Raw genomic sequence first — 13,249 nt, forward strand, 5'->3', positions numbered from 1 at the left:
GGGGGCGTCTGCCGCCCCGGCCCGTGTGCCGCGACCACGGCCGCCCCCTTCCGCCGATGAGCAGGCATACTCCCATGGGAGGGCCGCACAGGTGACGATCCGGGGAGGCGCGGACATGACCGGAGCAGACGACGCGAACCGCGAAGGCGTGGTCGGGCACAGCTACCTGGCAGGTGCCGGGTGGGTGGTGGCCGCGCACGGCGAGCTCGACCAGGACACGCTGGGCCCTTTGGAGGAGGTGCTCGCCGCTGCCGTCGATCGGCATCGGCTGGTGGTGCTGGACGCCGGCTCCGTCACCTTCGGCGACTCGTCCTTCCTGAACCTGCTGCTGCGGCTGCACCAGCTGACCACCCTGCGCATCGCCGCCCCCGGCGATCAGCTGCGCCGCCTCTTCGCCCTCACCGGCGCCGACACGGTGCTGTCCCTGCACCCAACCGTCGAGGACGCGGTCCACGCGTCATGACGGTCGCGTTCCGCCGCGTCCGGGCGGACGGCCGGTGTGGCCGGCGGGTCCGCCCCGGGGGCGGAAGCACGCGGTGATCGCCTTGCCGCCGTGGACCGAGTGGACGTCCCAGGAGTCGGCCAGGGTGGCGACGATCCCCAGCCCCCGGCCGCCCGTGGCGTCGGCCTCGGGCGTGCGCGGGCCGGGCAGTCGGGGATCGGAGTCCGCGACGCTCACGTGGAGGCAGCTGCCGTCCCACGTCAGTACCAACGCGGCGGTGCTCGCCGCGTGCAGGTGGGCGTTGGTGACGAGCTCGGAGACGCTCAGGAGCACGGAGTGCGCCGTGTCCGAGGCGGATTCGTTCCACGGGAGCGACGCCAGGTGCGAGGCGGTCCACCGCCTCGCCGCCCGCACTCCCTCCGAAACCGGGAACGAGCGCGCCCACCCCACTGCCTTGACGGCCAATGTCCTCACCCCACTTCGTCGTTGTGTCGTTCGTCACCGGTTCGTCTACCCGCCTGCCGGGCAAGCACCCGCTGCTTCCGCGACAGTCCACGGAAGCACCGCCTCCGAGTGATCGCGTGTGCCTTATGGTCCATTCGGTGGTGCCGGCCCGTCCGTGCGCCGGAGCGGTGGTTGTCAAAGAGTGAGGTGGGCGCGATGGCCGGCAGGACGGATGCGGAGTCACCGAGCAGGTCGGACGCGCCTCGACACGGGGGCGGGATCGGTGAACCGGAGCTGCGCCTGCTGCTGGCCGGCCTGACAGCCGTACGGGACGGGGATTTCCGTACACGCCTGCCCGACACCACGGACGGGCTGCTCGGCGAGATCGCCACGGTCTTCAACGGGATGGCCGACCAGCTGTCGCTGTTCACATCCGAAGTGACGCGAGTGGCACGCGAAGTGGGCACCGAGGGAACGCTCGGTGGCCAGGCGGCCGTACCGGGTGTCGGAGGCGCGTGGCTGGACCTCACGGAATCGGTCAACTTCATGGCCGGAAACCTCACGGCCCAGGTGCGCTCCATCGCCCAGGTCGCGACGGCCGTCGCCAAGGGCGACCTCTCCCAGAAGATCAACGTCACCGCGCGAGGGGAGATCCTGGAGCTGAAGGAGACCATCAACACGATGGTCGACCAGCTGTCCGGTTTCGCCGACGAGGTCACCCGGGTCGCCCGTGAAGTGGGCACCGAGGGCCGGCTCGGCGGACAGGCGCGGGTCCCCAACGTGGCGGGCACGTGGAAGGACCTCACCGACAACGTCAACTCCATGGCGAACAACCTCACCGGCCAGGTCCGCAACATCGCCCTGGTCACGACCGCCGTGGCCAACGGTGATCTGTCGAAGAAGATCGACGTGGACGCCCGTGGCGAGATCCTGGAGTTGAAGACGACCATCAACACGATGGTCGACCAGCTCTCCTCCTTCGCCGCCGAAGTCACGCGCGTCGCCCGCGAGGTGGGCAGCGAGGGCCGGCTGGGCGGCCAGGCCGAAGTGGAGGGCGTCTCCGGCACGTGGAAGCGTCTGACGGAGAACGTCAACGAGCTGGCCGGGAACCTGACCCGCCAGGTGCGGGCCATCGCCGAGGTCGCCAGCGCCGTCGCCGAGGGCGACCTCACCCGCTCGATCACGGTCGACGCCTCCGGCGAGGTCGCCGAACTCAAGGACAACATCAACTCGATGGTCGGTTCGCTGCGGGAGACCACCCGCGCCAACCAGGAACAGGACTGGCTCAAGACCAATCTGGCCCGTGTCTCGGGGCTGATGCAGGGCCACCGCGACCTCACCGTCGTCGCCGAACTCGTCATGGACGACCTGACGCCGCTGGTCGCCGCCCAGTACGGTGCCTTCTACCTCGCCGAGGACGGCCCCCACGGCACGATCCTCACTCCGGTCGGCTCCTACGGGCGCCCCGCCGGCGCCGCGGGCACCGGCTTCGCCCTGGGGGAGTCCCTGGTCGGGCAGGCCGCGCGCAGTCACCGCGTCATCGTCACGGACCAGGTGCCCGGCGACTACGTCATTTCCTCGGGCCTCGGCCACACCACCCCGGGCAGCTTGATCATCCTGCCGATCGTGGTGGACGACCAGGTCCTCGGGGTGATCGAACTCGCCTCCTTCGGTGCCTTCACCCCCGTGCACCGCGACTTCCTCGGCCAGTTGATGGAGACCATCGGCGTCAACCTCAACACGATCGTCGCCAACGCACGCACCGACGAACTCCTGGGCGAGTCCCAGCGGCTCACCGGCGAATTGCAGGCCCGCTCGGCCGAACTCCAGGTCCAGCAGGAAGAACTCCAGCGGTCCAATGCCGAGCTGGAGGAAAAGGCCGCCCTCCTCGCCAGCCAGAACCGTGACATCGAGGCCAAGAACCTGGAGATCGAACAGGCCAGGCAGGAACTGGAGGAACGGGCGCGGCAGTTGTCGCTCGCCTCCAAGTACAAGTCCGAGTTCCTCGCGAACATGAGCCACGAGCTGCGCACCCCGCTGAACAGCCTCCTCATCCTCGCTCAGCTCCTCGCCCAGAACCCCGCTCGCAACCTCACCCCGAAGCAGGTCGAGTACGCCGGGATCATCCACTCGGCGGGCTCGGACCTGCTCCAGCTGATCAACGACATCCTCGACCTGTCGAAGGTCGAGGCCGGAAAGATGGACATCAGCCCCGAGCGGGTCCACCTGCCGCAGCTGCTGGAGTACGTCGAGGCGACCTTCCGCCCGATGACCACGCAGAAGAGCCTCGACTTCACCGTCACCACCGCCCCCGACGCCCCGGGCGACCTGCACACCGACGACTCGCGGCTGCGCCAGATCCTGCGCAACCTGCTCTCCAACGCGGTCAAGTTCACCGAACGCGGCGGCGTCGAACTGCGGATCGAACCGGCGACGGGCCCGGAGGTCCCCGCCGGACTCGCGGGCCGCGGGCCCCTGGTGGCCTTCCGGGTCCGGGACACCGGCATCGGCATCCCCAAGCAGCAGATCGAGTCCGTCTTCGGTGCCTTCCAGCAGGCCGACGGCACCACCAGCCGCAAGTACGGCGGCACCGGCCTCGGGCTCTCCATCACCCGCGAGATGGCCCACCTCCTCGGCGGCGCCGTCACGGCGGACAGCACACCGGGGCAGGGCAGCACCTTCACCCTCTACCTCCCGGTCAGCGGGACGGACCACGAAGAGCCCTCCCTCGACGGCGTACCCACGCCCGCATGGAACGGCGCCGCGGAAACCGGAACCCCCGACACGAGCGGCGCGGGCGCCGCCCTTCCGCGGCAGCGGCCGGCCCGTCGTCTCCTGGTGATCGAGCAACGCCAGGGCGGCCTGCTCTCCCTCGTCGCCGAGAGCGCCGAACGGGACTTCGCCCCCGACCACCGGCCCACCGGGGACCGCGGGGGCACGCAGGTGGTCAGCGCCACGAGCGCACGGGAAGCCGCCGCCGCCCTGGCATCGGCTTCCTTCCACTGCGTCGTCCTCGAACTCGATCTCCCCGACGGCGAGGCCATGCGCTTCCTCGACGCCCTCGACGGGGACCCGGCGCTCGCCTCCCTCCCGGTCCTCGGCCACGACAACTCCCGCCTGAAGGCGGGACAGGAGCAGGCGCTGCGGGAGCGGGCCGCGTCCTGCCACCTGGAACTGCTGTCGAGTCTGGACGAGCTCCGGGAGCGCATCGTCCTGCACCTGTACGCCGACCAGCCGGGGGACGCGCCCCCCGCCCAGGGGGGTGGCGCGGAGCGTGAGCGCACCGGGCGAGTCCCCGGCGGCGACCTGGCAGGCCGCACCGTCCTCGTCGTCGACGACGACGCGCGGAACCTGTACGCCCTCAGCGGCGTGCTGGAACTCCACGGTGTCCGCGTGCTCCACGCGGAGGACGGGCGCAAGGGCATCGAGACGCTCACCCGCAACGAAGGCGTCGACCTGATCGTGATGGACGTGATGATGCCGGAGATGGACGGCTACGCGGCGACCGCGGAAATCCGCAGGATGCCCGCCTACGCCGGCCTGCCGATCATCGCGGTCACCGCCAAGGCGATGCCGGGCGACAGGGAGAAGAGCCTCGCCGCCGGGGCCAGCGACTACGTGACCAAGCCGGTCGACGCCGACGACCTCATCGCCCGCGTCCGGCACTGGCTCATCAGATGACCACCGTCCCCCAGGCAGTGTCCGCGCGCTCGTGGCCCACCGGGCCCGGACAGCGGAGTCAGGACAGTCCAGCAAGGAGCCGGCAGAACGGTGAGCACGCCCGACGCACAGAAGCACGAGGATGCCCCGAACCCGGGACCGGTGGTCGAGGACCCCTCCCGAAACGTCCTCCCGCACCAGACCACGACGCAATTGGGCCGCCTGGTCGCGACGGTCGAACGCCTGCGCCGTGAGGTGCGGGAGGCGCAGGCGGCCGCGGACGGCCGGGCCTTGGTCGAACTGGCCAAGGGCATCCTGATCGGACAGTTGAGCTGCACTCCCGCCGCGGCGGCACGGCAGCTCGACGAGTTGTGCCGGGAAACCGGGACGTCCCCGCTGGAACTCGCCGCCGACATCGTCAACCAGGCGGCCCGCGACCACGTCAGCGAGGTCGCCGCCGAGTTCGTCGAGCGCACCGGCACGCTCCGGCCGTCCCGGCCCTCCGCGCCGCCGACCACGATGGCGGTACGACTGCGCACCACCGAGAGCGCGGTGCTGGCCGCCGCCGACGACACCCAGGCTGTGGCCGAGTCGCTCCTGACGAACGCACTGGAACCGATGGGAGCGGTCGCCGTGGCCGTGTGGTCCGCGGCGCCCGACGGCTCCCTGACCCTCACCGGCCACGCCGGGTTCCCGCCCGGGGAAGCCGCGCGCTGGCGCCACGTCCCCCCCGGCGTCTCGACCGTCGCCCGCCTCGCGCTGCGGGACCGGAGGCTGGTCCACCTCGCCCGCCTGGCGCGCGCCGGCCTCCCCTCGATCGGCCACCTCCACTGGCCCGACGGAGGACGGATGGCCGTACCGGCCGGCACCGGCGGACGGATACACGGCGTCCTCGAGATCTGCTGGCCGAAGCCCCTCGCCCCCCAGCCCTCGCGGATCGAGCGCCAGGCCGAGGCCCTCGCGGAGCTGTGCGCCCGCACGATGGACGCCTCGCCCCGGCACGAACCCGCTGCCCCCGAGGCGGTGCTCCCGGACGTCTCGGAGCTGATCGACCTGGCCGAGGGACTCCACGATCCCGCGGTGGTGCTGACCCCTGTACTTGGTCCCGAAGGAGGGCTGGCCGACTTCCGGATCCGCCACGTCAGCAGCCGGTTCGTCGACCCCCTGGGACGGCCTCGCGGCGACGTGAACGGCGCGCTGCTGCTGGAGGCCTATCCGATGGCCGCCGGCGACAGCGGCCTGTTCGACATCATCGAACGCGTGCACGCGACGGGCGAGCCCTTCCGAGCGGAACGCATGAGCCTGACCGCGTTGGTCGACCAGATCCCCCTCACCTCCGTCGCGGACATCAGTGTCAGCCGGCACGGCGCCGCCGTCCTGCTGATCTGGCGCGTCGAGGACGAGACGGCACGCCTGGCCGACCTGCTCCAGCACGCCCAGCGCCTGGGCCGGATCGGAGGCTTCGAGGAGAACCTCGTCACCGGAGAAGTCACCTGGAACGCGCAGTTGTACGCGTTGCACGGACTGCCGGCCACCGCACAGCCCGTACCGTTGCGGGAACTGCCCGGCTACGCCCACCCCGACGACTCCGCCGCCCTGGGGCGTTTCCTGCGCGCCGTGCTGCGCTACCGGCGTCCCGCGTCCGTCAACCTGCGCCTCCGGCGGGCCGACGGAATCACCCGTCACATCCGTGTCGTCGCCGAGCCGGTCCTCGACGCGGACCTGCGCCTGCACGCGGTCCGCGGTGCCTACCAGGACATCTCCGCCCAGCACTGGACCGAGGTGGCCCTGGCCGCCACCCGCGACCAACTCGCCCACACCGAGGCCGAGTCCGCCGAACGCAACCGGCTCGCCCTCCAGCTCCAGCACGCCATCATGCCGCCCACGCCCCCGGCCATCGAGGCGCCGGGCCTGCGGGTCGCGGTCCGTTACCGGCCGGCGGAGACCGAATCACTGGTCGGCGGCGACTGGTACGACACGGTGGTCCTGCCCTCAGGGCTGATCATGCTCTCCGTGGGAGACGTGGCCGGACACGGCATCGAGGCCGCCACCGGCATGGTCGTACTCCGCAACGCCCTGCGGGGCCTCGCCGTCACGGGGGCGGGGCCGGCCCAGCTGCTGTCCTGGCTGAACACGGTCACCCACCACCTGGCCAAGCACGTGACGGCCACCGCCGTCTGCGGGCTCTTCGACCCGGACACCAGGGTGCTGCGCTGGGCGCGCGCCGGCCACCTGCCCCCCGTCCTCGTCCGTGGCGGCGAGGCCCAGGCCTTCCCGCTCATCGAGGGCCTGCTCCTCGGAGCCCTGCCCGATGTGGCCTACGTCGAACGGGAGGTACGGCTCGAACGGGACGACACCCTGCTGATGTTCACCGACGGGCTGGTGGAACGGCGCGATTCCTCGGTGCAGGACTCGCTCGGACACCTGATGAACGCGGCGGCCGCGGGCGCCGGGGAGCTGGACGGGCAGCTGGACCGCCTCCTCGCCGAGAGCCGTTCCGACACGGACGACGACACCTGCGTGATCGGCATCCAGGTCGGCTGACTCCACCACGACGGGCGCGCACCCTGAAATCCGGTGCGGACCTCCGCCCCGCACCGGGGCGGAGGAACCACCGTTTGGGACGTGTGCGAGTGAACAGACGGAAATGCGGGGGTGCATTCCCCTGCCCCTCCGGGCAGGGGACCGCGCCCTGCCCGGCTGTCGGTCCCCCTCTCGCAGAATCGAGTGATCATGACCTTCCGGTCCTCCGTCGGCGCACACGACCTGACACGGACGATCGAGATCCATCAACTCCGGACACGGCTGCGCTTCCCTCTGCGTGCCACGTTCCGGTGGCGCCCCGACGCTCCCCTCGAAGCCGAGGTCACCTTCCATCCGGGGGCGGGTCGGTCCGACGTGGTCTGGGTGATGGGCCGGGACCTCCTCGCCCGTGGCGTCCGCACGCTGACGGGGGAGGGCGACGTACGGATCCGGCCCCTGGCCGGGCCCGGGCGGAAGGGGCAGGTGCTGCTGCGGCTGGGGACGGGGTCACCCGCCCTCTTCACGGTGGACCGGGCGGAGTTGAGCTCCTGGGTGGAGAGCACCTGGGCGGTGGTTCCGGCCGGCGCCGAGGCGGATTCCCTGGACTGGGACTTCTTCGACGGCCTCCTGGCGGACCTGTAGGCCGTCCCTGGACGGGTCCGCTCCGGGGTCCTGGATCGGGGGCCGGCCGGGAGCGAACACCCCGGCCAGGCCCCTTGGCGTCGTGACGTCGTGACGTCGTGACGTCTTGACGTCTTGACGTCTTGACGTCTTGACGTCGGAGCGTCGTGGTCGAGCCGGCGCCGGGCTCGGTTCAACTGCTCCCGATGCGTCGGGGCCGGCCCGTCCGCAGCCGTTCGGCGTCGATCTCCGCCCACACCACCTTGCCGTGCGCATGGGGCCTGGCGCCCCAACGGTCGGCGAGCCGCCGCACTATCTGCAGGCCGTGCCCGCCCGGGGTGCCCGTACGGGAGGCGGGCGACAGCCGCGGAAGGTCGCCGCAGCCGTCGTAGACCTCGACGCGGAACACGTCCCCGGCGCGGAGCGTGAGCTCGTGGCACCCGTCGGCGTGCAGGCCGGCGTTGGTGACGAGTTCGGACACGACCAGGAGCGCGTCCTCGGCGGTCGCGCGATGGTCCCACCCCCAGTCCTCCAGCGCCTCGCGCGCGAACTCGCGTCCTCGCGCGACCTGTCGGCGGGCGCCGCGCAGCGAGAGACGGCGGCGTTGGCGGATGGCCGGGCCCCCGGCTTCCGGTCCGATGGTCTGCACTGCCCTCTCACCCGTTTCCTTCTGTTGCGTCATCTCGTGGTGCGCTTGTACCCGCCCTGCCGAAACGGACACTCGGAGTGTCCGCGACGCGTCACCGGGACGTGGGCGAGGGACGGAGCGCCGCCGTCCCAGGCCACCCCACCCCCCTGCCGTCGTGCCGGCGGCGGTGTCCGAGGGCGCATGCGCGCCCGGCCACGGGGCATGCGCGGGACCAGTCGGTGCCCGCCGCGGCGTCCGTTCCTCCGAAGAGCCGGGAGACCATCCACGATGACCACCGCACGAGAGATCGTGACCCCCGACCGCACCCGCCTCGGTACCCTGAAGGCCGAGGACGCAGGGGCTGCGCTCGGACCCGCTCCGGCGGCGGACACGGTCGGGCGGCGCGGCGGCGCGCACGCGCTGCTCACCCACCGTGTCGTGGACGACACCCTGCTCGTACGCCTGCAGCCCAGGCTTTCGATCCGCAGCCGGGCCGCGGCCACGCTCGCGCTGGAGGAAGTCGTGGCCGCGTACTCCCTCCCGCACCTGGTGCTGGAGGCTCCCGACATCCGCACTCCGGCCGTCCTCAGTACGGTTCTGCGCACCTCGCGGGCCTGCAGGACGCGGGGCACCGTGCTCTCGGTGGTCGTGCCGGACGCGCCGAGCCGCGCGCTCCTGCGGGACGCCCTCAAGGCGGCCGGTCGTGTCTACGGCTCCACCGGGGAAGCGCTCGTGGCCGCCCGACGGGCCGTCGAGGTGCCCTGAGGCGTCCGGGTGCGCCGCCCCCGCCCCGCATGCGAGCAGGTCGGCGGGCCTCGCCTCCATGCGGTATGCGCGCCTCCCACTGGTTGTCCGCCGGGGAAAGGTACGGCTCCCCCTCACGCTGTGTGAAGGGGAGCCGCATGCGGTCGGGTTCGGGATCCCGACGCGCCCCGGGCGGCCGAGCGGCCGGCAGGGCCGGGGGACGGATCAGGTGCGGATACGGTTTTCGGGGCCGTCCCGGTGCCCGGTCCGTCCGTCGTCGAACCAGTAGTCCCCGGCGGCCAAGTAGCGGCAGGAGTAGGCGCTGTGGGCGGGCAGGGAGCGGCCGACACGGGTACCGACGCCGCAAGGTTCGAGGGGGTGGGCGGCGGCGTTGCGCCGATCGAAGTCCCCGACGAAACCGACCGGCCCCGGCGGGTTGCCCTCGGGCAGGACGAAGGTGACCTGGGTACGGTCCTTGAGCCGCTTGCTTTCGAGCACGCTGTTCTCCAGCCGGTGAAGTCGTCGTGGTGGACCCGCGTGTCGTCGCCGGTACGTGGTGATGGTCATGAGCGGAACGCGGCCACGTGCCCGTCCGGTGGTCACCCGGCCGGTCCCGTCCGATGACAGCGTGAACGGCGACGTCCACGGGGAGGCGGCGGCGAGAAACCGGGCCCCTTCGCGGGGCCCGGCCGGGGCATCGTCGACCGGCCGGGCCCCGCGTGCACGGACCTTCTCGTCGCCCTGTCACCGTGCCACGGCCCGGCCCGGACCGCCGCGCCGGGGCCCGTCGACGTAGGCCACTCGGGTGAATCCACCACGGTCAGGGCCGGGAGGCCCCGGCCGCATCCGGCCACTGGCGTGGGCGACCGCGAGGCCGACGCGCGCGCCGACCGCTTGGCCGCCGTGACCATCGAGCGAACGCGTCCTCGGCACGCGCATCGCAACGTAACCTGAATCCGCGCAGCTCCTCCGTGCCGCGCCCGTCGCGGAACGAGAGGCCCCATCGTCGTGCAGGCACAGTTACCGGCCGAGTCAGAGGGCGGATCCAGCTTCCGGACCGCCGACGTGGACGTCGCCCGCGACTGGATGAGGGCGGCGTACGGGACGAGCCTGCGCATGAAGACGCCCGCTCCGCGCGGCTCCTTCCGCTACACCCGCACCGAGGCCGGTCCCGTATCGCTCAGCACCATCGCCCTGCCGACGGAGTACGCGTACACGTCCAACGCCCTCGGCTCCGTGGCCATCACACACGTGGTCGGAGGCCGTATGGCGCGCGAGTGCGCGGACGACGTCACCGAAGCCGGCCCGGGCGACGTCCTGGCGATCTCACAACCCCATCTGCCGTACGCCGGCCGGGTGTACTCGGCCGAGCTGCGTGCAGTCACGGTGCCGCTCGCACATGTGGAGCAGGCCGCGGGCCGCCCGGCCGGGCAGGCCGCTCGTCCGCTGCGGTTCCACCGCTTCACCCCCGTCTCCAGGGCCATGGCCGACCAGTGGAAGAGGACCGTCGACTACGTGGAGGAGAGCGTCCTGGCCCTGCCGGCGGGCGGTGAGCCGCTGGTCGTCGACGCGGCCGTCAGGATGCTCGCCGCGGTCCTCCTGGCCGCCTTTCCCACCGATGCCCGCCCCGCCACCGTGCTCGCCGATACACGGGACGCGACTCCGCGGACCGTGCGCCGGGCCGTCTCCTTCATCGAGTCGCGGCCGGGCGCCGAAATCGGCCTGACCGAGATCGCCGCTGCCGCGGGCGTGACACCGCGGGCCCTGCAGTACGCCTTTCGCAGCCACCTCGGCATGACCCCGATGGCCTACCTGCGACGCGTACGACTGGCCCTGGCCCACGCGGACCTGGTCGCGGCGGACCCCTCGCGGGAGACGGTCACGGCCATCGCCCACCGCTGGGGTTTCCACCACCACGGGCGTTTCTCCGAGGCCTACCGCGCCGCGTACGGCGTTCCACCCCGGCGCACCCTCGCCGGATCCTGAGCGTTCAACTCGGCAACCGGTCCGCTCCGTCGACCGATGCTTCCCCTGCCCCCGGCGTGACGACGAGCAGGCGCTCCCCGTGAGGAGCGACATCGAGGCCCGCCTCGCGGAGGATCTCGGCCAAGGCGGTCTGCAGTGCCTTGTGCAGTCCGGCCAGGGACGTGAACCGGGACAGGTCTTCCTCATGGCCGTGTACCTGGACGGTCGGCCGCAGCACCTCCTGGGCGACCCAGCCCACCATGACGCCTTCGGGCGTGGGCCACACCCGCAGACCTTCTCCCTCGCGCGAGGACGTGTCAAAACCGGCGCGGGCCAGGACGCCCCGGACCCGCTCGTAGTCCGCGTCGTCGCCTTCCTCTCCGGGAGGCTCGGCAGTCGGGGGCTGTGTGGGTGGCATGTGCCTACTCCATCGACCCGAAGCCCCCGGTGGAAGCCGCCGAGCGAACAGATCCGCCGCGGTCGTCCGGAAAACGAAACTGCCCCATCGCGCACCGTGGGGAATCGGGCACCACCACCTTGGGGGCACGGTCGTCGTCCCGTCGGCGGCCCGGGACCGACTGTGTGATCAGTGGGCGCCGGGGGCTTGGCCGGACCGGATCCGCGGGGAGGCGTGGACGCGGCCGTGGGCTGTGCCGTGCGACGGGACGACGGAACTTGACCGTGTCGGCGGCCCGTGGCCGGCATCCCACGGGAAGGGCTGCCGACCACGGTCACCAGCCGCGATGGTCGCCGGGCTGAAGAGACGTGCCGCCGTCACCGATGCGTGTGTCCCCGATCGCGACCACCAAACCCCGTTCGTGCCAACGGATTTCAACGCGACGGCAGCATGGCGCGGTGCAGGTACGGTCCGTCCGCGATGCCGTTCCGGCGTCGGGGCGCTCCTCGACCGAGACGGCAACGCGTCGCGGAATCCGGCCGCCGGCAAGCCAGTTGGCGAGATCTGCGCCGTGTGCGGCTCGGACACCCGGGTAGGCGCGCGCCATGACCGTACAGAAGACGCCCGTACTCGCCCTGGACTGCGCCGAGCCCGAGGTGCTCGCCCGGTTCTACGCCGCCCTGCTCGACGCGGAAGTGCGGCCCGGCCCGACGCCGGACGAGGTGGAGGTACTCGCCCCGTCGGGTGCCAGGCTCGGCTTTCGCCGCGACGCGGGATTCGCACCACCGAGCTGGCCCAGGCCGGAGGACGCCCTCCAGGCCCACCTGCGCATCCAGGTGGCAGCGGACGACCTGGACCGGGCCGAGCGGGAGGCGGTCTCCCTCGGAGCCCGTCCGGTCGACGCGCGTGCCGAGGACGGGCCGCGCCCGGTGCGCAGGCTCAGCGACCCTGCGGGGCACTCCTTCGTCCTGGCCGCCGCTCCACCCACCGCGGTTCCCGAGCCCGCAGGACGTCCGTCCTGACTGCCGCCACCGGTTCCCTCAGGTCCCTCAGCCCCAGCTCTGCAGCTGCTGGAGCAGGTCGGCATCGCCCTCCATCCGCAGCGAGCCGGCCGGGATGCGCATGTACATGAGCAGGGCCATCTCGCTCGCCGTGCCGTGGACGGCGGCGGTGGGCTTGCTCTCGGCGGCCTCCGCCGCGGTGAGGCGGGTGAAGCGGGAACCGGCGGCGTCCACCGTCTGGCGCCAGGAGCCGGCGTCGGCCGCGTGGTAGTCCATGGTGGCGGGCTCGCCCGGCCACGGGACCGTGACGGTGCAGACCGTGGCGAGGAACTCCTCGATGGCGTCGACCGCCTCGGTCGTCGGCAGCTCTTGCGGGTTACCGGAGGCCAGTTGGGCGTCGTAGGTGTGGATCAGCGATTCCGGGACGCGGCGGCGGGCCACGGCGGCCACCGTGTGCGGCGAGGCCAGCGGCTCCCACCAGGCCCAGCAGCCCCGGTCCGGGCCGGCCTCGCGCAGAGCAGTGAGCAGTTGCTCCGTCGAGTCGGCCAGCCAGGGTATGAGGGCCTCGCGCTCCCTGGGCGCCGCCAGCCCGTCCTTGCTCGGCCGCTCGTCGCCCGGCGCGGTGTTCCGCACGATGTGGGCCCAGAAGCGGTCCCCCTCACTGAGGTGGTTCGCCAGGTCGTACAGCGTCCAGCCCGGGCAGGAGGGGACGTCGGCGTCGAGGCCGGGGGCCGCGGCGACGGCGTCGCGGAACGCGGCGGACCGCTCGTCAAGCATCCGCAGCAGGGTGGGGAAGTGGAGATGATCAGTCACGCGGACCTTGT

12 protein-coding genes are annotated in these 13,249 nt (G+C 72.2%); 7 read left to right on the forward strand and 5 right to left on the reverse strand.

Annotation, left to right across the window (positions count from 1 at the left end; genetic code table 11):
• Nucleotides 1–115 precede the first annotated feature (115 nt).
• Nucleotides 116–463, forward strand: a complete 348-nt coding sequence (locus ACFYZL_RS31190) for an STAS domain-containing protein (protein WP_384754659.1) — start codon at nt 116–118, stop codon at nt 461–463.
• On the opposite strand, the gene ACFYZL_RS31195 is transcribed toward ACFYZL_RS31190, so the two are convergent.
• Nucleotides 458–916 (reverse strand): ATP-binding protein, encoded by a 459-nt coding sequence (locus ACFYZL_RS31195; RefSeq protein ID WP_388683607.1) that lies wholly within the window; start codon nt 914–916, stop codon nt 458–460. The genes ACFYZL_RS31190 and ACFYZL_RS31195 overlap by 6 nt on opposite strands.
• A gap of 186 nt (nt 917–1,102) precedes the next feature.
• Between ACFYZL_RS31195 and ACFYZL_RS31200 the strand changes: the two genes are divergently transcribed.
• The 3 genes from ACFYZL_RS31200 to ACFYZL_RS31210 all read left to right on the forward strand — a co-directional run bounded on the left by ACFYZL_RS31200 (nt 1,103) and on the right by ACFYZL_RS31210 (nt 7,711).
• Complete coding sequence (locus ACFYZL_RS31200) at nt 1,103–4,567, forward strand: HAMP domain-containing protein (RefSeq protein ID WP_384754656.1); 3,465 nt, start codon at nt 1,103–1,105, stop codon at nt 4,565–4,567.
• Between the two features lie 90 nt (nt 4,568–4,657).
• Complete coding sequence (locus ACFYZL_RS31205) at nt 4,658–7,090, forward strand: SpoIIE family protein phosphatase (RefSeq protein WP_388683608.1); 2,433 nt, start codon at nt 4,658–4,660, stop codon at nt 7,088–7,090.
• A 189-nt stretch (nt 7,091–7,279) separates the two neighbouring features.
• Complete coding sequence (locus ACFYZL_RS31210; RefSeq protein WP_388683611.1) at nt 7,280–7,711, forward strand: SsgA family sporulation/cell division regulator; 432 nt, start codon at nt 7,280–7,282, stop codon at nt 7,709–7,711.
• Nucleotides 7,712–7,883: 172 nt separating this feature from the next.
• On the opposite strand, the gene ACFYZL_RS31215 is transcribed toward ACFYZL_RS31210, so the two are convergent.
• Nucleotides 7,884–8,372, reverse strand: a complete 489-nt coding sequence (locus tag ACFYZL_RS31215; RefSeq protein WP_384754648.1) for an ATP-binding protein — start codon at nt 8,370–8,372, stop codon at nt 7,884–7,886.
• Nucleotides 8,373–8,606: 234 nt separating this feature from the next.
• On the opposite strand from ACFYZL_RS31215, the gene ACFYZL_RS31220 reads away from it, so the two are divergent.
• Complete coding sequence (locus ACFYZL_RS31220) at nt 8,607–9,083, forward strand: hypothetical protein (protein ID WP_388683616.1); 477 nt, start codon at nt 8,607–8,609, stop codon at nt 9,081–9,083.
• 204 nt (nt 9,084–9,287) lie between these two features.
• On the opposite strand, the gene ACFYZL_RS31225 is transcribed toward ACFYZL_RS31220, so the two are convergent.
• A complete protein-coding gene (locus tag ACFYZL_RS31225; RefSeq protein WP_384754642.1) occupies nt 9,288–9,560 on the reverse strand; it encodes a hypothetical protein in 273 nt (90 codons plus the stop codon).
• A 510-nt stretch (nt 9,561–10,070) separates the two neighbouring features.
• Here ACFYZL_RS31225 and ACFYZL_RS31230 point away from each other — a divergent pair.
• Entirely contained in the window at nt 10,071–11,048 is a 978-nt protein-coding gene (locus tag ACFYZL_RS31230; protein WP_388683619.1) for an AraC family transcriptional regulator, read from the forward strand.
• Between the two features lie 4 nt (nt 11,049–11,052).
• Here ACFYZL_RS31230 and ACFYZL_RS31235 read toward each other — a convergent pair whose 3' ends face one another.
• Nucleotides 11,053–11,445 (reverse strand): hypothetical protein, encoded by a 393-nt coding sequence (locus tag ACFYZL_RS31235; RefSeq protein WP_384754637.1) that lies wholly within the window; start codon nt 11,443–11,445, stop codon nt 11,053–11,055.
• Nucleotides 11,446–12,029: 584 nt separating this feature from the next.
• Between ACFYZL_RS31235 and ACFYZL_RS31240 the strand changes: the two genes are divergently transcribed.
• Nucleotides 12,030–12,446: a VOC family protein gene (locus tag ACFYZL_RS31240; protein WP_384754634.1), complete on the forward strand. Its 417-nt coding sequence runs from the start codon at nt 12,030–12,032 to the stop codon at nt 12,444–12,446.
• A 27-nt stretch (nt 12,447–12,473) separates the two neighbouring features.
• Here ACFYZL_RS31240 and ACFYZL_RS31245 read toward each other — a convergent pair whose 3' ends face one another.
• Complete coding sequence (locus ACFYZL_RS31245) at nt 12,474–13,238, reverse strand: maleylpyruvate isomerase family mycothiol-dependent enzyme (RefSeq protein ID WP_384754631.1); 765 nt, start codon at nt 13,236–13,238, stop codon at nt 12,474–12,476.
• Nucleotides 13,239–13,249 lie beyond the last annotated feature (11 nt).

This window comes from Streptomyces sp. NPDC001717 (assembly GCF_042892775.1).
GTDB lineage: Bacteria > Actinomycetota > Actinomycetes > Streptomycetales > Streptomycetaceae > Streptomyces.

Coding starts and splice junctions, on each gene's coding strand:
- ACFYZL_RS31210 (WP_388683611.1), top strand. CDS start 7,280: ATGACCTTCCGGTCCTCCGTCGGCGCACACGACCTGACACGGACGATC.
- ACFYZL_RS31190 (WP_384754659.1), top strand. CDS start 116: ATGACCGGAGCAGACGACGCGAACCGCGAAGGCGTGGTCGGGCACAGC.
- ACFYZL_RS31240 (WP_384754634.1), top strand. CDS start 12,030: ATGACCGTACAGAAGACGCCCGTACTCGCCCTGGACTGCGCCGAGCCC.
- ACFYZL_RS31200 (WP_384754656.1), top strand. CDS start 1,103: ATGGCCGGCAGGACGGATGCGGAGTCACCGAGCAGGTCGGACGCGCCT.
- ACFYZL_RS31220 (WP_388683616.1), top strand. CDS start 8,607: ATGACCACCGCACGAGAGATCGTGACCCCCGACCGCACCCGCCTCGGT.
- ACFYZL_RS31235 (WP_384754637.1), bottom strand. CDS start 11,445: ATGCCACCCACACAGCCCCCGACTGCCGAGCCTCCCGGAGAGGAAGGC.
- ACFYZL_RS31215 (WP_384754648.1), bottom strand. CDS start 8,372: ATGACGCAACAGAAGGAAACGGGTGAGAGGGCAGTGCAGACCATCGGA.